Origin of the sequence: Colwellia sp. Bg11-28, from assembly GCF_002836245.1 — a bacterium.
GTDB classification, from domain to species: domain Bacteria; phylum Pseudomonadota; class Gammaproteobacteria; order Enterobacterales; family Alteromonadaceae; genus Colwellia; species Colwellia psychrerythraea_A.
This window is the reverse complement of sequence record NZ_PJBA01000006.1, coordinates 1,586,879-1,607,579: the sequence shown is the minus strand read 5'-3', so window position 1 is coordinate 1,607,579 and position 20,701 is coordinate 1,586,879. Positions and strand designations below refer to the sequence as shown.

General features: G+C 37.1%; 22 protein-coding genes and 2 tRNA genes. 16 read left to right on the top strand and 8 right to left on the bottom strand.

Annotation, left to right across the window (positions count from 1 at the left end):
- Positions 1–65: 65 nt before the first annotated feature.
- The 6 genes from cmk (at position 66) to pyrF (ending at position 5,468) form a co-directional block, all read left to right on the top strand.
- Positions 66–746, top strand: coding sequence for a (d)CMP kinase (gene cmk, locus CXF79_RS14215; protein WP_011043148.1), 681 nt, complete (start codon positions 66–68; stop codon positions 744–746).
- A gap of 152 nt (positions 747–898) precedes the next feature.
- Complete coding sequence (gene rpsA / locus CXF79_RS14210) at positions 899–2,560, top strand: 30S ribosomal protein S1 (protein WP_011043149.1); 1,662 nt, start codon at positions 899–901, stop codon at positions 2,558–2,560.
- 193 nt (positions 2,561–2,753) lie between these two features.
- Positions 2,754–3,041: an integration host factor subunit beta gene (gene ihfB, locus CXF79_RS14205; RefSeq protein ID WP_011043150.1), complete on the top strand. Its 288-nt coding sequence runs from the start codon at positions 2,754–2,756 to the stop codon at positions 3,039–3,041.
- Positions 3,042–3,122: 81 nt separating this feature from the next.
- Positions 3,123–3,374: a lipopolysaccharide assembly protein LapA domain-containing protein gene (locus CXF79_RS14200; RefSeq protein ID WP_011043151.1), complete on the top strand. Its 252-nt coding sequence runs from the start codon at positions 3,123–3,125 to the stop codon at positions 3,372–3,374.
- A gap of 49 nt (positions 3,375–3,423) precedes the next feature.
- Complete coding sequence (lapB, locus tag CXF79_RS14195; protein WP_011043152.1) at positions 3,424–4,593, top strand: lipopolysaccharide assembly protein LapB; 1,170 nt, start codon at positions 3,424–3,426, stop codon at positions 4,591–4,593.
- 179 nt (positions 4,594–4,772) lie between these two features.
- Positions 4,773–5,468, top strand: coding sequence for an orotidine-5'-phosphate decarboxylase (gene pyrF, locus CXF79_RS14190; protein ID WP_101155717.1), 696 nt, complete (start codon positions 4,773–4,775; stop codon positions 5,466–5,468).
- 119 nt (positions 5,469–5,587) lie between these two features.
- Here pyrF and gap read toward each other — a convergent pair whose 3' ends face one another.
- Positions 5,588–6,592 (bottom strand): type I glyceraldehyde-3-phosphate dehydrogenase, encoded by a 1,005-nt coding sequence (gene gap, locus CXF79_RS14185; RefSeq protein ID WP_011043154.1) that lies wholly within the window; start codon positions 6,590–6,592, stop codon positions 5,588–5,590.
- A gap of 255 nt (positions 6,593–6,847) precedes the next feature.
- On the opposite strand from gap, the gene gndA reads away from it, so the two are divergent.
- Both gndA and msrB read left to right on the top strand, forming a co-directional pair.
- The gene (gene gndA / locus CXF79_RS14180) at positions 6,848–8,380 is read left to right on the top strand and encodes an NADP-dependent phosphogluconate dehydrogenase (protein ID WP_011043155.1); all 1,533 of its coding nucleotides are present in this window, start codon (positions 6,848–6,850) and stop codon (positions 8,378–8,380) included.
- Positions 8,381–8,391: 11 nt separating this feature from the next.
- A complete protein-coding gene (gene msrB, locus CXF79_RS14175; RefSeq protein ID WP_101155715.1) occupies positions 8,392–8,769 on the top strand; it encodes a peptide-methionine (R)-S-oxide reductase MsrB in 378 nt (125 codons plus the stop codon).
- Between the two features lie 72 nt (positions 8,770–8,841).
- Here the strand turns inward: msrB and CXF79_RS14170 are convergent, their stop codons facing one another.
- Positions 8,842–9,681: a DUF2989 domain-containing protein gene (locus CXF79_RS14170; RefSeq protein WP_232769184.1), complete on the bottom strand. Its 840-nt coding sequence runs from the start codon at positions 9,679–9,681 to the stop codon at positions 8,842–8,844.
- 153 nt (positions 9,682–9,834) lie between these two features.
- On the opposite strand from CXF79_RS14170, the gene CXF79_RS14165 reads away from it, so the two are divergent.
- On the top strand, positions 9,835–11,286 hold the full coding sequence (locus CXF79_RS14165) for a glyceraldehyde-3-phosphate dehydrogenase (protein ID WP_101155713.1): 1,452 nt from the start codon (positions 9,835–9,837) through the stop codon (positions 11,284–11,286).
- A 208-nt stretch (positions 11,287–11,494) separates the two neighbouring features.
- Complete coding sequence (locus CXF79_RS14160) at positions 11,495–11,692, top strand: hypothetical protein (protein ID WP_101155711.1); 198 nt, start codon at positions 11,495–11,497, stop codon at positions 11,690–11,692.
- Positions 11,693–11,730: 38 nt separating this feature from the next.
- On the opposite strand, the gene CXF79_RS14155 is transcribed toward CXF79_RS14160, so the two are convergent.
- From CXF79_RS14155 to CXF79_RS14130, 6 genes are all read right to left on the bottom strand, one after another.
- Positions 11,731–12,060, bottom strand: a complete 330-nt coding sequence (locus CXF79_RS14155) for a TusE/DsrC/DsvC family sulfur relay protein (RefSeq protein ID WP_198560085.1) — start codon at positions 12,058–12,060, stop codon at positions 11,731–11,733.
- Entirely contained in the window at positions 12,060–12,356 is a 297-nt protein-coding gene (tusB, locus tag CXF79_RS14150) for a sulfurtransferase complex subunit TusB (RefSeq protein ID WP_101155707.1), read from the bottom strand. The genes CXF79_RS14155 and tusB overlap by 1 nt, the downstream gene beginning before the upstream one ends.
- An 11-nt stretch (positions 12,357–12,367) precedes the next feature.
- Positions 12,368–12,766 carry a sulfurtransferase complex subunit TusC gene (gene tusC / locus CXF79_RS14145; RefSeq protein ID WP_041736900.1) on the bottom strand — a complete coding sequence of 133 codons (399 nt, stop codon included), beginning with the start codon at positions 12,764–12,766 and terminating at the stop codon, positions 12,368–12,370.
- Positions 12,766–13,134: a sulfurtransferase complex subunit TusD gene (gene tusD / locus CXF79_RS14140; RefSeq protein ID WP_101155705.1), complete on the bottom strand. Its 369-nt coding sequence runs from the start codon at positions 13,132–13,134 to the stop codon at positions 12,766–12,768. Before tusD ends, tusC begins: the two co-directional genes overlap by 1 nt.
- A 131-nt stretch (positions 13,135–13,265) precedes the next feature.
- A complete protein-coding gene (locus CXF79_RS14135) occupies positions 13,266–13,934 on the bottom strand; it encodes a Bax inhibitor-1/YccA family protein (RefSeq protein ID WP_011043164.1) in 669 nt (222 codons plus the stop codon).
- A 381-nt stretch (positions 13,935–14,315) separates the two neighbouring features.
- Positions 14,316–14,900 (bottom strand): DNA-3-methyladenine glycosylase I, encoded by a 585-nt coding sequence (locus tag CXF79_RS14130; RefSeq protein WP_101155703.1) that lies wholly within the window; start codon positions 14,898–14,900, stop codon positions 14,316–14,318.
- A gap of 185 nt (positions 14,901–15,085) precedes the next feature.
- Between CXF79_RS14130 and CXF79_RS14125 the strand changes: the two genes are divergently transcribed.
- The 6 genes from CXF79_RS14125 to CXF79_RS14100 all read left to right on the top strand — a co-directional run bounded on the left by CXF79_RS14125 (position 15,086) and on the right by CXF79_RS14100 (position 20,493).
- A tRNA-Ser gene (locus tag CXF79_RS14125) sits at positions 15,086–15,176 on the top strand.
- 106 nt (positions 15,177–15,282) lie between these two features.
- Positions 15,283–15,373, top strand: a tRNA-Ser gene (locus tag CXF79_RS14120).
- Between the two features lie 1,410 nt (positions 15,374–16,783).
- Positions 16,784–17,491, top strand: a complete 708-nt coding sequence (locus tag CXF79_RS14115; RefSeq protein ID WP_011043221.1) for a tetratricopeptide repeat protein — start codon at positions 16,784–16,786, stop codon at positions 17,489–17,491.
- A gap of 110 nt (positions 17,492–17,601) precedes the next feature.
- A complete protein-coding gene (locus CXF79_RS14110; protein WP_011043222.1) occupies positions 17,602–17,832 on the top strand; it encodes a glutaredoxin family protein in 231 nt (76 codons plus the stop codon).
- Between the two features lie 434 nt (positions 17,833–18,266).
- Positions 18,267–19,226 (top strand): DUF1186 domain-containing protein, encoded by a 960-nt coding sequence (locus CXF79_RS14105; RefSeq protein ID WP_101155701.1) that lies wholly within the window; start codon positions 18,267–18,269, stop codon positions 19,224–19,226.
- Between the two features lie 364 nt (positions 19,227–19,590).
- Positions 19,591–20,493 carry a ceramidase domain-containing protein gene (locus tag CXF79_RS14100; RefSeq protein ID WP_101155699.1) on the top strand — a complete coding sequence of 301 codons (903 nt, stop codon included), beginning with the start codon at positions 19,591–19,593 and terminating at the stop codon, positions 20,491–20,493.
- Positions 20,494–20,701: the final 208 nt, after the last annotated feature.

The window sequence follows — 20,701 nt, the reverse complement described above, 5'->3', positions numbered from 1 at the left end:
CCGATTGGTATTACTCTATAAATCCCGTATAATTGCGCCGATTTTTGATGTTAGGAGAAAAAAGTATGCAGGAAAGCACACCAGTTATAACCATTGATGGCCCAAGTGGGGCTGGTAAAGGAACCGTTGCAAGGATAGTTGCGGACCAATTAGGTTGGCACCTTCTTGACAGTGGAGCTATTTACCGCGTCTTAGCTGTTGCCATTCAACATCACCAACTTTCATTAGATGATGAAGAGCCTCTTATCCCTATGGCTGCACATTTAGATGTTCAATTTGAAATTAATAGTCAAGGTGAAGCTAAAGTTATTTTAGAAGGTGAAAATGTTACTGAAATTATTCGTACTGAAGAAGTTGGCGGATTAGCATCGAAAGTAGCAGCATTTCCACGTGTTAGAGAAGCGCTATTACGAAGACAACGTGCATTTAGCGTTAGCCCTGGCTTAATTGCAGATGGTCGCGACATGGGAACCGTTGTTTTTCCGAAAGCTCCAGTAAAAATATTTTTAACTGCTAGTGCTGAAGAACGAGCTGACCGAAGATTTAATCAGTTGAAAGAAAAAGGAATTGATGTTAACATCGGGCGCCTTTTGGATGACATACGTCAACGAGATGAGCGAGATCAAAACCGCAAGGTAGCTCCTCTTATCCCGGCAGAAGGAGCGTTAACTATTGATTCTACTGATATTTCTATTACAGAAGTCGTCAATAAAATCCTTATGTTTGCCAATGGCAAATTAACGTAAAACACATACCTTTAAGTTAGCTAAATTTGTAATAACTGCTAGCATTAAAGAACTTTTAATAGAAAGCCTACTGTATGGATGCACTGGGCATACTTAACCACCCCATGAAACAATGACGTTGAATGGATTAATAGCTGAGTTTATAACAAGTTATGACTGAAAATTTTGCGCAACTTTTTGAAGAAAGTTTAAAAGAAATCGAAACACGTCCTGGATCAATCATCCGTGGAACAATCGTAGCCGTTAACAAAGACAATGTAATTGTTGATGCTGGCTTAAAATCTGAGAGTGTTATCTCAATTGATCAATTTAAAAACGCTGCTGGTGAAGTTGAAGTAGTTGTTGGCGATGAAATTGACGTAGCCTTAGATGCAACAGATGATGGTTTCGGTGAAACTATTCTTTCTCGTGAAAAAGCAAAACGTCACGAAGCATGGCAAGTGCTTGAAAAAGCATATGAAGAAAAAGAAACTGTTATCGGTGTTATCAACGGTAAAGTTAAAGGTGGTTTCACTGTTGAAGTTAGCGATATCCGTGCTTTCTTACCAGGTTCATTAGTAGATGTTCGTCCAGTACGTGACACTGCTCACCTTGAAGGCAAGCCTCTAGAATTTAAAGTTATTAAGCTTGATCAAAAGCGTAATAACGTAGTTGTTTCACGTCGTGCTGTAATCGAAGCTGAAGGCAGTGCAGAACGTGATGAATTACTTGAGTCATTAGCAGAAGGCCAAGAAGTTAAAGGTATCGTTAAGAACCTTACTGACTACGGCGCATTTGTTGACTTAGGCGGCATTGATGGTTTATTACATATCACAGATATGGCTTGGAAACGCGTTAAGCACCCAAGTGAAATCGTAAATGTTGGCGATGAAATACAAGTTAAAGTATTGAAATTCGACCGTGAGCGCACTCGTGTATCTCTAGGTATGAAGCAGTTAGGCGAAGATCCATGGGTAGCAATTGCTAACCGTTACCCAGAAGGTTCTAAACTTTCTGGTCGCGTAACTAACTTAACTGACTACGGTTGTTTCGTTGAAATCCAAGAAGGCGTTGAAGGTTTAGTTCACGTTTCTGAAATGGATTGGACTAACAAAAACATCCACCCATCTAAAGTTGTTAACTTAGGTGACACAGTAGAAGTTCTAGTATTAGAAATTGACGAAGAACGTCGTCGTATTTCTTTAGGTCTTAAACAGTGTATTGCTAACCCTTGGGAAGAGTTTGCTAAAAACTTCAACAAAGGCGACAAAGTATCAGGTAAGATCAAGTCAATTACTGACTTCGGTATCTTCATCGGTCTTGACGGCGGCATTGATGGTTTAGTTCACTTATCTGATATTTCATGGGCTGGCGGTGAAGAAGCTGTTCGTGATTATAAGAAAGGCGATGAAATCGACGCTATCGTTCTTCAAGTTGACCCTGAACGTGAGCGTATCTCGTTAGGCGTTAAACAAGCTGAAGACGACCCGTTCAATATGTATCTTGCAGATAAGAAAAAAGGTGCTATTGTTACTGGTAAGGTAACTGAAGTTGATGCTAAAGGCGCAACTATCTTGTTAGCTGAAAGTGTTGAAGGTTACCTACGTGTTAGCGACATTTCTGTAGAGCGTATCGAAGATGCATCTACAGTATTAAAAGTTGGTGACGACGTTGAAGCTAGATTTATGGGTGTGGATCGTAAGAACCGTACTATTAGTCTATCTATCAAAGCAAAAGATCAAGCTGATGAACGTGAAGCAATGGATAACCTAAACCAAGTAGAAGAAACTGGTTTAAGTGCTATGGCTGCTGCGTTTAAAAACGCTAAAAACTAATATTCCTTAACCGGATATAGTTTTACTTTGCAATGGTGCTGTAATTACTACAGCAGGTGAAAAGAGTATTTATCACTATCGTGGTGATACTCTTTTCTTATTTTTAACGCCATTGGCGGAGCCAATTTTTACTATAATTTTTATACTAATTAGTAATAATTGCGCGGTGCTAGGTAAATACTGAGAGGTCAGAATGACTAAGTCAGAACTTATTGAAAAATTAGCCGATAAATTAAGTCATTTATCCGCTAAAGAAGTGGAAAAATCTATAAAAGAAATTTTAGAATTGATGGCGCAGTCCTTGTCAAAAGGAGAGCGTATTGAAATTCGAGGTTTTGGAAGTTTTTCATTGCATTATCGCGCTCCACGAGTTGGCAGAAATCCAAAAACTGGTGAATCGGTTGAGTTAAGCGGTAAATACGTTCCTCACTTTAAACCAGGCAAGGAGTTACGTGAAAGAGTTAATCTTTCTGTAGCATAAATTGCAAAGCTAACTAAAAAATTAGATAATAAACGGCATGTTAACCATGCCGTTTTTTTTTGGCAGAATTTGATAAGGCTGATGAAAGTGCGATTATATCTAACACTCTTTTTAATTTTAGTTTTACTTGCCGTAGCGTTTATTTTCGGTAGCCAAAACGATCAATTACTTACATTAAACTATTTGGTTGCGCGTACAGAAATAACTGTAGCTGCCGCCGTAAGTTTATTTACCGGATTAGGTTTTGCATTAGGCCTGCTTGTTACTATTCTTTGGCGTATAGTACGAAAAAGTAAAAAGGCACTCGCGAAAAATAAATCCCAGGAAAAGTAGATAATACTATTTGTCCTAATCCTCTTTATAACTTGTCTCAAGAGCGCTAATGATTGAATTACTCTTTTTATTATTACCCGTTGCCATGGCCTATGGCTGGTTTATGGGCCGTAATAGCATCAAACAAAACCAACAAATTGCAAAACAAGATTTATCGATAAAATACTCAACAGGGTTGAATTATTTATTATCTAATCAACAAGATAAGGCTATCGATTCACTGCTTGATGCTTTAAAAGTTGAGGACGATAGTGTTGAAGCCCATTTCGCTATGGCCAATTTATTCCGTAAACGTGGCGAATTAGACCGTGCATTAAAAGTTCATGAACATCTTGTTAGACTTAATCACTTGCCTACTAAAGATAAGCAGCAAGCGGTCTTTGAGTTAGGAAAAGACTTCCTAAGCGCAGGTTTATATGACCGTGCTGAAACCATGTTTATTAAATTATTAAAGTCAAAGGACTACGGTCTAAAATCTTTAACCTATTTATTAAAAATATTTCAATCCACTAAAGATTGGCAGCAGGGCATAGATAGACAAAAGTTAATTGTTAAATATAACGATAAACGTTCACTGCATACGTTAGCTAATTTTTATTGTGAATTAGCAACAACGGCTTTTGAAAAAGATCAATTTATTGAGGTGATTGAGTTACTAGAGCAAGCACTTTTACTCGATCCCAATTCATGCCGCGCTAATTGGTTGATGGCAAAGATTTATGAAAACCACGAGCAATGTGAGTTAGCGGCTAAGTGTTACCAAGCCATCTATCATCAAGATAATGAGTTCTTTCCTGATGTTATTGACCCTATGTTAGCTTGTTATACTCGATTAGATGCACTGGATGAATTCTATAGCTTTATTAAAAAGGTTTATGACGAGACAGCTAGCTCTAGCGCTTTAATTTGTTATCTTAGCCATGTTGAAAATAAACATGGTAAGAAGAAGGCACTAGATTTTATTTTGTCAGCACTAAAGCGTAGACCGACTATCCGTGGCTTCGAACACTTTGTAAATATGCAAATGACACCCTCTAATACTGATGTTAGTAATACTAGTTTAGATTTAATTAAAGAATTAATTAGTGAATATTTAAAAGTTAAGCATAGATACAGTTGTCGTACTTGTGGTTTTGACAGTTCAACCCATTATTGGTCGTGCCCATCATGTCACGAGTGGGAACAGCTTAAACCAGTGCGTGGTCTCGAAGGCGAATAAAAATTAGCTTCTTTGCTAGTTTCATCAATATTTTTGTCAACCGTACTCACTGACTACCGTCAGCTCCCTGCGCTTTCCTCAATATTGAAGAAACTAGCTGTGAATCTAGCATTTATTAATTTAACTTGAACAGTAATAGCGATTTAAATCGCGAGAAAGAATTGAGAATAGGAAAAACCATGAACGATCCAAAAGTAGTTGTCGCCTTAGACTTTGATAAAAAACAAGATGCCTTATCTTTTGTTGATAAGATTCAGCCTACAGATGCCCGCTTAAAGGTTGGCAAAGAAATGTTTACTTATTTCGGCCCTGAATTTGTTAAGCAACTAACGGGTAAAGGCTTTGACGTATTTCTTGATCTTAAATTTCATGATATTCCTAATACGGTGGCAAAAGCAGTTACTGCTGCGGCTGATTTAGGTGTATGGATGGTAAACGTGCATGCCAGTGGTGGCAGTCAGATGATGACTAAAGCGAAACAGGCATTAGATAATTATGGCAATGATGCACCATTATTAATAGCCGTAACCGTGCTAACAAGTATGGGACAAGAAGACCTTCATGGCTTAGGTATTAATAAAACACCAGCAGAGCAAGTTAACTTTTTAGCTAACTTAACAAAACAAAGCGGCTTAGATGGCGTTGTTTGTTCAGCTTGGGAAGCAGAGCAATTAAAGGCAGACTTGGGTAAAGAGTTTAAACTGATTACGCCAGGAATTAGACCTGCGGGCTCAGCACAAGACGATCAACAACGCATTATGACTCCAAAACAGGCAATTGATGTTGGCGTAGACTATTTGGTGATCGGACGTCCAATTACCAAAGCTGTTGATCCTCAATTAGTATTACAACAAATTAACGCTACCATCCGCTAAGTCATTAATAAATTAGTCCGATTGGTATCATTGAATTTTTACTATCGCGTAAACAAAAAAAGCTAGGTCAATGACCTAGCTTTTTTATTTATATAGATTTGATTTATATAAAATATTACTTATTTTTCATATTGGCTGATGAAAGCAACAAGATCTAATACCTTGTTTGAATAACCAATTTCATTATCATACCAAGAAACAACTTTAACGAAAGTATCAGTTAACGCAATACCCGCTTTCGCATCAAAAACTGAAGTACAAGTTTCACCAATGAAGTCGTTAGAAACAACAGCATCTTCAGTGTAACCTAAAATACCGTTCAACTCGCCTTCGGCGGCAGCACTCATCGCTTGACAAATTTCAGCGTAAGTTGCTGGTTTTATCAGGTTAACAGTTAAATCAACGACAGAAACGTCAGGCGTTGGAACTCGAAATGCCATGCCAGTTAATTTACCATTTAACGCTGGAATTACTTTACCTACCGCTTTAGCAGCACCAGTAGTTGAAGGTATAATGTTCTGTCCTGCACCACGACCACCGCGCCAGTCTTTAGTTGATGGGCTATCAACAGTTTTCTGAGTGGCTGTTGTCGCATGTACAGTAGTCATTAAACCATCTTGGATGCCCCAATTGTCATTTAAGACCTTAGCAATAGGTGCTAAACAGTTGGTAGTACATGAAGCATTAGAAACTATTTCTTGGCCTTTATATTCGTTTAAGTTGACACCACAAACAAACATAGGGGTATCATCTTTTGAAGGTGCACTTAAAACAACTTGCTTAGCGCCGGCTGTAATATGTTTACGTGCAGTCTCATCAGTTAGGAATAAACCGGTAGCTTCAACAACAACATCTACATCGATATCATTCCATTGTAAATTTTCAGGGTTACGTTCTGCAGTAACACGAACTGGATTACCGTTAACAATTAATTTCCCGTCAACAACATCAACAGTACCTTTAAAACGGCCATGTGTTGAATCATACTTCAACATATACGCCATGTATTCAATGTCCATTAAATCGTTGATACCAACAACTTCAATATCATCACGCTCTACAGCAGCTCTGAATACAAAACGACCAATACGGCCAAAACCATTTATGCCAACTTTAATTTTCATGGTGAACCTCTCAAATTCAATATGTAGTAAAATTACACCATTTTGAGATTAATACAAGGAAAAGATGCTATTTATGACGGGTAATTTCAATTTTATGGTAATATTTTGACTAAATTACGAAAATACTATTATTGAGCTTATTTATTTATTCATTTTGTACAATACTTTTCAAAATAGATGGTAGAATGCGAAAAATTTTGAAGAATAGCCGATTAATTTAAGCTATTGACCTTATTTGATACAGGATAAACATTTATGACACAAGATAAAGTGTTGTGTGACATTGGCTTTATTGGCCTGGGCGTTATGGGTAAAAACCTGGTGCTTAATTTAGCTGATAATGGCTTTAATATTGCGGCATTCGATTTAAGTGATGAAAAAGTTCAAGCGGTCATTGCTCAAGATGAAGCTGAAAATGCTACAGATACTCCACGTGTTTATGGATGTTCTTCTTATACTGAATTATTGTCACAACTTAAAGCACCACACTTAATTGTGTTAAGTGTTCCTGCAGGAGCACCGGTTGATCAAGTATGTGAAAACCTTATTGGCGCAGGCATTCAACCGGATGACATTATCATTGATACAGGTAACAGTCTTTGGACCGATACCGTTGCTAGAGAAAAGAAGTACAAGAGTAACTTCTTATTGTTTTCTTCTGCAGTATCAGGGGGCGAAGTTGGCGCTCGTTTTGGGCCATCTTTAATGCCAAGTGGGTCTCCTTATGCGTGGGCTAGAGTTAAACCTATTTGGGAAGCTATTGCCGCTAAAGTTGATGCTGAAACAGGTAAACCGATAGACCGTACTAAGCCAGGACAAGTTATCACTGAAGGCGAGCCTTGTGCTGCTTATATTGGACCAGCGGGAGCCGGTCATTATGTCAAGATGGTCCATAACGGTATTGAATATGCAGACATGCAAATTATCTGTGAAGCTTATCATGTATTAAAATCCGGGCTGAATTTAACCTGTGATGAAATTGCGGATATTTTTGCTCAGTGGAATGACGGCCCATTAGACAGTTATTTGATGGAAATATCAGTTGAAGTATTACGTCACAAATCCACTGATACCAATACGCCACTTGTTGAGTTGATTTTAGATAAAGCAGGGCAAAAAGGTACCGGACTTTGGACTGCAATGAGCAGTTTAGAAGTGGGCTGCCCAGCTCCTACTATTGCTCAAGCGGTATATGCACGTTCTATTTCTTCATTTAAAGAGTTGAGAACTCAAGCCTCTTCTTTATTGGAAGGACCTCAGCTAGCACCTTTATCTGCAGCTGAGCAACAACAAGTTATTGAACAATTACATGATGCAATGTACTGCGCTAAAATTTGTGCTTACGCACAAGGTTTCCAGCTAATGAAACTTGCCGCTAAAGAACATGGTTGGGTATTAGATTTTGCAAGTATTGCAAAAATTTGGCGCGCCGGTTGTATTATTAGAGCTGCATTCTTACAATCAATAACGAATGCATATGAGCGTAATGAAAACTTAGATAACTTACTGTTAGATGACTTTTTCGTTAAGGAACTTAATAAGCGTCAACTCAATTGGCGCAAGGCTATTTGTCATGCAACAATGCAGGGTGTGCCTATTGGTGCACTGTCTTCATCACTTGCTTATTATGATTCTATGCGCAGTGAAACATTACCTGCTAATCTATTACAAGGCCAACGAGATTTTTTTGGTGCTCACACTTTTGAACGCATAGACAAAACCGCTGGCAAAAAATATCATGTTCAGTGGTCAACAAAGGGCAAAGAAACCATCTTAGTTGATGGTTAAACGTAACGACCATGAAAAATAATGATGAATATAAAGATAAGTTAACCGATGCTGCTTTTAAAGTATGTCGGTTAGCGGCTACAGAACAACCCTTCAGTGGTATTTATAACGATCACTGGCAACAGGGCTTATATCATTGTGCCTGCTGTGAACAACCTTTGTTTAGCAGCGACAGTAAATTTGATGCTGGATGTGGTTGGCCTAGTTTTTTTGCTGCAATTGAAACTAAAGTCGCCTATAAGTCAGATGAATCACACAGTATGCAACGTGTCGAGATTCAGTGTGTTAATTGTCAATCTCACCTTGGTCATGTCTTTGATGATGGACCAAAACCAACAGGTAAACGCTATTGTGTTAATTCACTTAGCTTGAAGTTCTACCCAGAATAAACATCAATATTGAGTAAAGAATAAGTATTAGTGCTTATTCTTTACCTTTCTCTTATCTTGTTTTTATAAACCTTAGTAACTCGGGCTTGTAAATTTCCCAGCTTCAATTTTAGCTAAGGTAGTGCTAGCTACTTTATCAAGAAAGTCGGCATCTAATTTTTTTGCTTGTTGATAACCATTCAAACTTGTCTCGATCATGTCATCTGGTTTATCTAATAAAAGTTGATAAGTACGTAACCAAATATATGCTTGCTTATATTGTTTCTTCTGAGTGAAGATTGTTGTCAGTGTTTGTAAAACTTCAGGAGATAGCTCTGTGCCTGGTTGGTGAAGCTCTAACGCTCGATATAATAAGCCTAATGTTTTTTTCGTATTACGTTTTACATAATAAGTTGCTAAATGATACTGTGCAGTTGAATTTTCAAGGATAGCCGAGCCTTCTAATTGTAGAAACTCTTCTAAAGCTAACTCGTTAGACTCCCTTGACCAATAATAATAGAGTAGGTGAGGGTGTTTAGAATTAGCACTTTGTTCAGACAACAGCGATAAATTAGCTTTAGCTTGTAATAAATTTTTTTTTCTAAGGGTTGTTTTTTCTTTTAATTTTATATGTTGGATCTGTGAAGCCAGTGACATGCATTTTATGTAACCTTCATACGCAATAAGTAAGTTATATTTATCGGCATCAAGATTTTTGTCTTTAACTTCAATTCTATTTAACGCGACTTCTATCCGTTGGCTTTTACACCAACTATCTTGACCAAATTCATTACATATCTCTTCATTATCTTGGCAAAGTTGCGCTAAGTTAGCATTATCTCCACAACCAGTTAGAAATAGTGCTAATAAGGCTGATCCACACTTCATGCCATAACGAGATTTTAGTTGCTTTATTTTTCGAAAATTAATCATGAAAATACCAAAAAGTTTTTTGTAGACTATAGAGAAATATTTCATACTGAATTACAATACGCCTGTAAATATACTCTCCACTAGCTATTATCGCTTTTAGTACCCTGAGATAATAGCCTAATGTTCAATTGACTGAAATAAAAGGTTTAAGTAATGACTTCTCATCTTGAGGAAAAGTATCAAGCAAGCTGGCAAGAACGTCAAACGTTCGCTGAAAATATGCAACCAATTATTGGACAGCTTTTTCGCAACAAAGGCATTGAAATTTTAGTTTATGGTCGCCCATTATTAAATTCATCTTCTATTGATATCATTAAAGCGCATAAGTCTGTTGCTTTGCATGAAGAAAATAAATTGCGTTTACGTGAAAGTTACCCTTTTGTAGAAGCAATTAACAAAATGGATTTAACCCCTGCACGCATCGATGTAGGTAAGTTAGCTTATAACTATTTATACCTTGGCCAAGCCAATGACCTTTCTATTGAACAATATTTAGATAAAGAATTATCAGCAGAGAGCCGCGAAAACTCAGATAAAAAAAGCCAAGACGTAGTACTTTACGGCTTTGGTAGAATCGGTCGTCTTTTAGCGCGTTTATTAATAGAACGAGCTGGACCAAATGCTAAATTAAATCTTCGTGCTATCGTTTTACGTCCAAGTAAAGGCGGTGATGACCTAGAGAAACGCGCAAGTTTATTACGTCGTGATTCAGTTCATGGTGCTTTTAACGGCAGCATTTCTATCGATAAAGAAAACAACGTAATTAAAGCTAACGGTGCTTTTATTAAAGTTATCTATGCAAAATCACCTGCTGAAGTAGATTACACTGAGCATGGTATTAAGGATGCATTAGTTGTTGATAATACAGGTATCTGGACTGACGAAGATGGTTTAGGTCAGCATTTACAATCAAAAGGTGTTGCTAAAGTATTATTAACTGCTCCTGCTAAAGGCGATATCAAAAATATCGTTTATGGTGTTAACCAAGACATGATTTTAGCCACTGATAAAATCATCTCTGCAGCTAGCTGTACTACCAATGCGATTACGCCGGTATTAAAAGCGCTTAATGATGAATATGGTATTCGCAATGGACATGTTGAAACGATTCACTCATACACTAATGATCAAAACTTAATTGATAATTACCATCCAGCGCCTCGTCGCGGACGTAGTGCTCCATTGAATATGGTTATCAGTACTACCGGTGCTGCAAAAGCAGTTGCTAAAGCATTACCTGAGCTTAAAGGCTTATTAACAGGTAACGCTATTCGTGTTCCAACGCCAAATGTTTCAATGGCTATCATGAACTTGAATTTGAAAAAATCTACTGATAAAGAAACATTGAATGATTATTTACGTAATATTTCATTGAACTCTCCTTTGCAAAATCAAATTGATTACACTGCTTCAACTGAAATCGTTTCTACTGATTTAGTGGGTTCACGTTACGCAGGTGTTGTTGATTCACAAGCAACAATTGTTGATGGTGATCGCGCAGTATTATACGTTTGGTATGACAACGAGTTTGGTTATAGCTGTCAAGTTGTTCAAGTTATGCTTGAAATGGCTGGAATTACGGTTCCTAGCTTACCGTTAAAATAAAGTTCGTTTAATTTAACGAAACGAATTAAAAAAGCGCATATTACTTAGTAATATGCGCTTTTTTGTTTTTTAGATGGAAATTAAAAACTCTAGCACTTATTATTCTTTTTATTGAATGCTTAAAGTATTAGTGTTTACAGACTTAAGTTATTAATCATTTTGCCGATAAAGCTATATTGAAATTGGTATCACACGAAGAGTGAAGTTTATGTCAGTTAGTTTAGATCAAAATAGTTCTGTAGCAGCGAAAGCAACGTCTGGAGCAGAATTTCTCAGCGCAGCTGTATCTAAAAGTCAGCAAGAGTTAGAAGGGCAAATGGCATTACAGCTTATTCAATCGGCAAATCCTACTAACTTACCTGCACCTACAGGTAATAGTGGTTTTCAAGTTAACATTAAGGTGTAAAGTCTCGGTATACCGTTATCGGGGTATTTAGTTAACGGTTAAATACAGCGAGCAGGTTTTGGTAAACCAGCGTATTTAGTTGCTTGTTTCGCTGGGCCTTCTGGAAATAACTTGTATAAATAACGACTGCTAGCTTTAGCTTCACCAAATTCGGCTTTCATTGCTTTAGTCAATGCACGGATAGCAGGCGAAGTGTTATAAGTTAGGTAAAACTGTCTAACAAAGTTTATAACTTCCCAATGTGCCTCTGTCAGTTCAAATTCATCATTTTTTGCCATGACTAGCGCTAAATCTTTCTGCCACAACAGGTGATCAAGTAAATAACCTTGCCTGTCTGTCGGGATTATAGTGTTTTCAAAAGTTAATATTATTGCCATGTGATCACTTTATTATGGGTAAAGGTAAGTTCAACTAAATCCACCATCTCGATATGCTTTACCTCTGCCATCGTTTCAATCGCTCTAGCCTGTGCATGATTCGTAATAACATTGATAGTGATCGTACTATCAGCTCGCTTGATTAAACTACCCATCAAAGAATGTTTAAGGTTATAACAACCATCATCCATCAATACGATGGAGTCTTGTTGATCAAGTACACTTAAGCATTGTGCGAAGTCATTGGTGGTAAAAGCTGATTTCCTTACTAAATGTAATGTGCTCATATTAACTTTCCTTAAAACCTAAGTACATGTTGGTGGCGATTAAGTGCTTTACCAAACTCAACACTCGCTAATACTTGCACATCATCAATATGAAATGCCTCGTCAAGCTGTCTATTCACTAACGACTGTTGGCATACATAGATGTCTTCAATATCGTAGAATTCAAACGCTGAAAATGTTTTTAAATAGTCTTTAATAGACACCAAACTAGCATCTTGATTCGCAATTAATTGATAAACACCATCACCTTGGAAAAATAGCGAGACCTTCTGCTCAAATGAGCCAAAGATTAACGCAACATCAAGGGCATCTTTACCATAGTTACTACTAAATGGGGCTTTGCTATTTATAATTGCCAGGCCATTTACTTCCGACAAATTACTATCTTCTTGTTGATCTGATGATGTCATTAAAACTGTACCAAGCGTGTTGCTTTTGTTGTTAACTCAACCAATTCACCTAAACCGGATACGGTAAATGCTTCGTTTATTTGTTCGTTATCCATTGAATCACAGGCTATACCACGCATTTCAGCGGCAGTAATACAAATGTGCAGGGGTAATTGATACTGTTGATTTAATCGCTGCCAGTGCGCTATTGCTTGATATTCATCACTGGCAATACTAATGTTTTCATTCGCATGCATTGCACCATCTTGGTAAAAGAAGACACCAATAACATTAATACCAGCGGCTAATGCTGTTTCAACATACGTTAATGCTGTGATGGTTAAATGGCTATAAGGGGGAGTAGTTACTACTACAGCAAGAGTTTTCACAACACATCCAAACTTTAAAAAGACAATAAAGGGCTATAAAAGGGTAAAAAAAAGCCCCGCAATCGCGAGGCTTTTATTATAAAACATTATAAATGATTATAATGTTTTTTAGCGTAAATTTTTAATATTTACTAATCATCGCTGCCGAATACGCCAAGTAACGACAATAAATGCACAAAGATGTTGTATATGTTTAAGTACAAAGAAACCGTAGCGCGAATGTAGTTACGTTCGCCACCATTAATTATACGGCTTGTATCATACAAAATTAAACCAGACATAATCATGATAACTGCAGCACTTACCGCTAATGAAAGAGCAGGGATTTGAAAGAAGATGTTAGCAAGACTTGCAACAACAACAACAATCAAACCTACCATTAAAAAGCCACCCATAAATGAGAAGTCTTTTTTACTCGTAAGCGCATAACCTGACAGTGCGAAAAATATTAATGCGGTTCCACCAAGTGCTTGCATTATCATTGCCGGACCACCATCCATTGCAGCGTATGCGCTAAGCATAGGACCCAATGATGCGCCCATTAAACCAGTAAAAGCAAAAATCCAATAAACACCACTAGCAGAATCAGCTTTTTTGTTTACTACAAACATTAAACCGAACGCGACTAGCATCATAACAAGTGCAACACCGTGTGATAGGTTCATTGCCATTGAAACGCCAGCTGTTACGGCACTAAATGCAAGTGTCATTGATAACAGCATGTAAGTATTTCTCAATACTTTATTAATTTCTATCGCCGAACTTTTACTCGCCGTTTGAAAACTCATATTAGATTGCATAAAACTTCCTTAAGAATGTAATTCTATTTACTTGTTATAAACTAAGATAAGGTCATTTTAGATAAGTTCAAGTCTTTCTTACTTTTCATACATAACTGACTTACGCTAACTTAGTTCCTTATGACATATTATGGCATGGTGATTTTTAAAATACTACGTTTAGCTTTGTTTAAAAGGGGCTATTATTTGTTATCTTTTGTAACAAGCAATTAAAATAGTTTTTCCTATTTACCATGTAGAGTAGCAAAAGAGCGTTAAGCCAGTAATGAAATTATAAGTATTAACAACACTTTAACTCTAGTACTCTGCATGTTTATACTTTCTTACTTTACATAGTACAGCCATCAGCCTGATCGTTTGTAAAAATATGCGGTTTATCATTTACAAGAGTTTAAAGGCATTCTTTCTAAAGCAACTGTTTGAATGATCGTTGATTAAACCTGTTGCTTGTAAGTGTGAGTAGAGTGTCGTTGAACCGAGAAACTTAAAACCACGTTTTTTTAAATCTTTAGCTAACGCATCACTAATAGGCGAGGTAGCGACATAATCTTCAATACTATTAATATTGTTCACGATAGTGTTGTTATCTACATAAGACCAAATAAACTTGGTGAAACTACCGAATTCATTCTGTATTTCAATAAATCTCTTCGCATTATTAATCGCTGCTTCTATTTTACGCCGATAACGTACTATTGAAGCATCTTGCATTAAGCGCTCTACATCATCATCAGTGAACTTTGCTACCTTGGTGACCTCAAAGTCTGCAAACAACTTACGATAACCCTCACGCTTCTTTAAGATGGTATACCAGCTTAAACCAGCTTGCGCTGATTCTAATACCAATGATTCAAACATCTTTTTGTCTTCGTTTACAGGAACTCCCCATTCTTCATCATGGTATTTAACATAATCTAACTTTGATGTGTCTAACCAGGGGCAACGGCAGGTGTTTTTTTCTGACATGGTGTCATTCCTTCTTCTAACTTTTATAAATTGCTGAAAAACAAAGCAAGCTGACTGTTTTTTTAGCAAACAAACTGAAAACAAGCATAAAAGCTAAAATAGTGCTTTACAACTTATTAGAGAGACTTTAGTATTCGCCTCGTTCTCAAGCAAGCATTGTTTTACAAGCTTATTTGTTTACTTCAGGTGAGATGGCTGAGTGGTCGAAAGCACCGGTCTTGAAAACCGGCAAGGGTTTGTAGCCCTTCTAGAGTTCAAATCTCTATCTCACCGCCACATTTAGAAAAACTGCTAATTGAAAGATTAGCGGTTTTTTGCTTTTAAATACTTTAAAAGCAAATTAAAGGAGTGTAGTTTATCTCCTTTATACTTGAAAACTTCAGGTGAGATGGCTGAGTGGTCGAAAGCACCGGTCTTGAAAACCGGCAAGGGTTTGTAGCCCTTCTAGAGTTCAAATCTCTATCTCACCGCCACATTAAGAAAAACCCGTTGTTCGAAAGATTAACGGGTTTTTTTCTTTCTGGGATTTATGTTTTTAGGTTCACTTTGTGCGCAATGCAGAAGTGATATTTTGAAAATGTGGATGTTTATCGAGGCCAACCGAACACCAGTAGTTGACTTAAGCAGGTTGACAGCCAACTTAATGATCATTGGCATAGCGGACGTTCTCAAAATCGGTTTTGAGACTAATTTCATTATCAAAAAACAAAATACAGTAATAGAACGAGAACAATATCTTTGACTGCTTCAACTCATTCCTGCCGTTCGTCTTCTCTATCTGAACGTTTATTTTTGGCTATATTACGAAATCGTGGCCGATATGCCTTAACAACTTCTCTTAGTCGTTTCTAATTCAATTGGATCGCATGAGACCGAAGATTCCCGGTGCTGCTTAGAAGGTTTTTATCCAAAGATTGTCGCGCGGGATCTGTATTTATTATTGAATATAACAATGAGGTATAGCGTTATTAACGCAGAGTAATTTTAGGTTGTAACTCGACGCTACCGTCAAAATCAACGGCCATCAGTTCTTTATGGTTTCGTAGTACAGCGAGCACATCGCCACGGTAGACATTACGCACAAACAGAAGCCTCGCTCCACAGCGCTGTAAATGGTCGACCTCGAAATGCTGGACAAAAGAGAGGCCATTGTACATTTCGTTTGATGTGGCGCGCCCACGACGTTCGTATGATGATGACATATATAGATCTCCCAGTAATGATAGGCGTATGGCATGAAAAAAGACTGTCAATGTTAAAAGTACTAAAAATTATAGGTTCGATGGACGGAAAAGGCTAGTCCGATGAGCTAAGCAATTATTATGAATATGTGCATAGTCATATGTTTCGACCTATTGGCACTCTATCGCTCGTTTTTATTGTTATTCCTAATCACCAAAAAATCTCAGCCATTTTTAAATGACATTAAAAGATAATTATAATTTAAATTTTTTATTCCGCTTTACTCATTAAGCCATGCCAATGCTATTATGTGAACGACAGCAAAGTTGGCTGAGTTACCAGCCAGACAGATCGACTTATTGGTAAAAGTTATCATCAAAAATACATATTTTCATCTGAGGGGAACGTCCGCTATCAGGAAACTGTTAACGTAATATGCTTGTTCAACCGTGTCCGTTTTAGAACAAAACAAACAAAAACTTTCAGTATAAACTTCCAAAGGCTAACTTTCGCAGTGGCATAAGAAAGCCTTAGAAAATCATCATAAAATTATTGTAGGTTTATGTCTTCTGCGAGAACAAAGGATAACTGTAAAATAAAATAGAGCTGAATATTTATTCTTATAGTTTTTAATTATCTTGATCTTGTCACCATGATGAAATAGGTTATTTGTTTTATAGCAACAATAAGGATGATTGACAGTGCGTTTATTCCCCCACTTTTTATTTCTACTTGTATCGTTTTCTTCAATTGCAAATGATGATTTTGACAAAGGAAAAGAAGCATATAAAAATAATAATTACCCCCAAGCTATTACTCTCTTTAATAAAGCTGCTGGCCAAGGGAGTGCAAAGGCTCAAAGCTATCTTGGTTATATGTATACGAAAGGAAAAGGAGTCAAACAAGATTACACCAAAGCCGTTGACTGGTATCGAAAAGCCGCTGAACAAGGTAATGCTAGGGATCAATATAGCCTAGCCATCATTTATGAAAAAGGGAGAGGAGTTGCTCAGGATTATAACCAAGCTATTGAGTGGCACACTAAGGCAGCCGAACAAGGCAATCCTAGATCTCAATATCACCTTGCGCTTATATATTATAATGGTAAAGGTGTTACACAAGATTATAAACAAGCGTTAAAATGGTATTCCAAAGCCGCTGAAGACGGTAATGCAGGGGTTCAGTATAGTCTTGGAGTAATGTATGAAAATGGGCAGGGAGTTGCTCAGGATTACAAGCAAGCATTTGATTGGTACAGCAAAGCAGCAGAACAAGGTGATGCAAAGGCTCAGTATAACCTTGGACTTTTGTATGCCGATGGCAAAGGTATTACAGCGGATAAAGAAAAGGCCATTCTCTGGTCTAAAAAAGCGGAAGAACAAGGCTATTCAGGCAAGTCATTACCGTGAAGTTCAATCAACATTACATGTTTTCAATCGGTACAATGTTAATTCATCTTTGTTTTTTTTTGAGAGTTCAGTAAAATAGTTAGTCTTTAACAGTTATGTATAGGTTAGTGATGAAACGCGTTGTTTTATATATTTCAGATAAATGTCCCCATTGCCGTGAAGCTCAAAAATACTTGGATGATAATGGCATTAAATACAGATTAACAAATGCGAAAATGCAGCGCGGTAGAAAAGAGCTTGACGCTATAGGCGCTCGCTCTGTACCAGCCCTTAAAATAGGTACTAAAGTAATGATTGGCTGGAATCAAAAACATTTTATAGAACTCTATGCCGCAGATTAAGAAGCATGATTATCTAATGGAGTAACCAATGGGCACAGAGTTATTGATTACTTTATTTCGAGTGGGACGGGTATAGAGGAGCAGAGCATCATATAATCCGCCGCTTAGCTTTATAACTCCATAATATTTTTATCAATCAGTACAAGTATTGTTGCTCAGCTTTCACTAGGTAGTTCATACGTTCGCTGTGTCAACGTGTCGTGTGAGAGCTGCTGGTTTGATTAAAAATATGAAGTTCAGGGTTTGGCACGAAACCTTTTTGTAGAGCTCAAATCTTTATCTCACCGCCACATTCCAAGAAACCGCAACTTTAACGAGTCGTGGTTTTTTTTCGTTGATCATTTGATAATTTGAATGGTAACGGGAATAAGAAGTTTTAATGTATAATATTCGGTACATGCACTCATAATTGATTATTTAACGCGGAACTTTACATGAACCTAGAACAAATTTTATTGGCAATAAGTAATCCAAATGACAATGAATTAACTATTGCAGGTCTAGAGGCTGCGAAAGTAAATTGGTCAGTATTTTATCCTGAGTTAGAACGGCTAATGGATCAATTTATCGCAGATGATACATCATTAACAGATGAACAAGAGGCTATTGTATTTTTCGGTACTTTATTATTAGCGGAATTAAAGTATTCTCCAGCGTTAGCAAAGTGTTTACAGTTATTTGCCCGCAGTGACACATATTTAACACCCATTGAAGCAATATTTGGTGATGCTCTCACTGAATTAACGGCAACCTTATTTTTTAATGTGGCCGATGGTAGTACACAAACATTGTCTGATTATATTGTTGATGGCCATCAAGCTATGTATTGTAAAGCATCTGCTATTGAAGCTGTATTTGCTCAATACGAAGTAGGGGTTATTGATAAGACTGAATTAGTTGAACATGTAACGCGATGGTTAGCTGCATTTTTGGCTCTTCCGAGTTCAAATAATAGCTTTTTAATTAGTGTATTAGCAGACTCTTGCATTAAATATCAACTTGATGACTTTAAACCTCAGTTTATTGACTTATGTGACAACGATTTATTTGATGAAGATCGCTTCAAACAATGTGAAGTAAAAGCATGGGATAAGGCTAATGCAGCTACGCTGATTGAGTCTGGCAACATTCAAACGAAATTTAATGTTGTTGATACCTTAAATGCTTGGATTGTTGATGATTCGAACAATGAAGTAGCTGACAATATGTCAAACGAAGACTCTGATGCATTTGAATCGTTAATGGGTGAAGACGGTTTATTGGCTGATATCCTATACGACGAAAATACAATTTTAGAGAACAGTGTGCCGGTTAGTTCATTACCTACAGCTGGCCGCAACGATCCTTGCCCGTGTGGCAGTGGAAAGAAATATAAGAAGTGTTGTTTAAGGTAGGGCGTAAACTGGAATAGCTCACTGAGCGTTACTTGTGAAGCATAATTACATTTTCAAAGTGTACTTCAAATATAATACTCACTCATGTATACCCGTAAGAGTACTTGAATATTCTTACGGTAAAAATATTTAAAGTGTGAACTTCATATTGGTCTTTTATTTACTGTAATGGCAATTTTATCGAACAAAACCATTGCCCATACTCATCACAATCTGCCCGCCATATTCTAAAAACCGCAACTTTAACGAGTTACGGTTTTTTGTTTGATGTTATCGTTTATATCAATATTTTATTTAAACAGTCTTTTAAAGCCTAAACATTATCTCTATAGTAGATCTTAGCTATACAAGGATAGTTATATATATGAAAGATAGAGAGAAAAAGTGCGCTATAAAGGGTTATAATCGTAAAGGGATTATCGGTATTTCCATCATATTGCTATGCATCATTGTAGGCGTATTACTGCAAGAGCCGATAGCTCAGTCACTTGAATATCATGATTTTTCCGACAATCGTAGCTTCTTATCAATTCCTAATTTTTACAATGTGCTCTCTAATCTTCCCTTCATTATTGTTGGATTTATGGGGCTTTACAGTTTATTTGTCTCTAATAAAATAACGAAATTAGATAAACTAAAAGTTGGCTATTGTTTCTTATTTCTCGGTCTATTATTGATTGGTTTTGGCTCGGGTTATTATCATCTTTGGCCAAGTAACCAGACCTTAGTTTGGGACAGATTACCCATGACATTGGCCTTTATGGCATTAATCGCGATTATTATTGCGGAATACTTTTCCGTTGATGTAGGTAAACGTCTGCTATATCCCTTACTCATGATCGGGGGAGCATCAGTGCTTTATTGGGATTACACAGAGAGCAACGGTGCAGGCGATTTACGATATTACATCTTAGTTCAGTTTTTACCATTAATTGCGATACCACTAATTTTGCTATTTATGAAACCGGCATTTAGTTATGGCAATAGATATTGGTGGCTTTTCTTAACCTATATTTTAGCCAAACTATTTGAGCACTTTGACACGTTTGTTTTTGAAGTATTAACAGCGATAAGTGATCATATACCCGTTCCACTTGAAGATGCTCGTTTCAGGAAATCTGAGCGATTCATGATCAAGGCGCATTTTTTTATTAAGGGTCATTCCCTTAAAAAGAAATGTAACGCAGAGTATGATTTGCTCAGCCTTCCCCAAGGGGCTGGTTTAGAAGCGCTTTATGCTGCGTTATTGATTTCGACAATAGAATAACTATTCTTTTCAATCAATGCCTTGCCTAAAGGCGTTTCTAATTCCAGCTGAATCATGCATCTTCAAGTGGAACGGGTATACAATAAAACATTTGATTGCAGCATTGGGAATGCTGATATTATTGGATGGTTACAAAAGGCGGAAGAAAATTGACGTCAATGACAGGTGACAAATGTAGTCGGCTCTTTCGCTCTTAAACCTTTAGTTG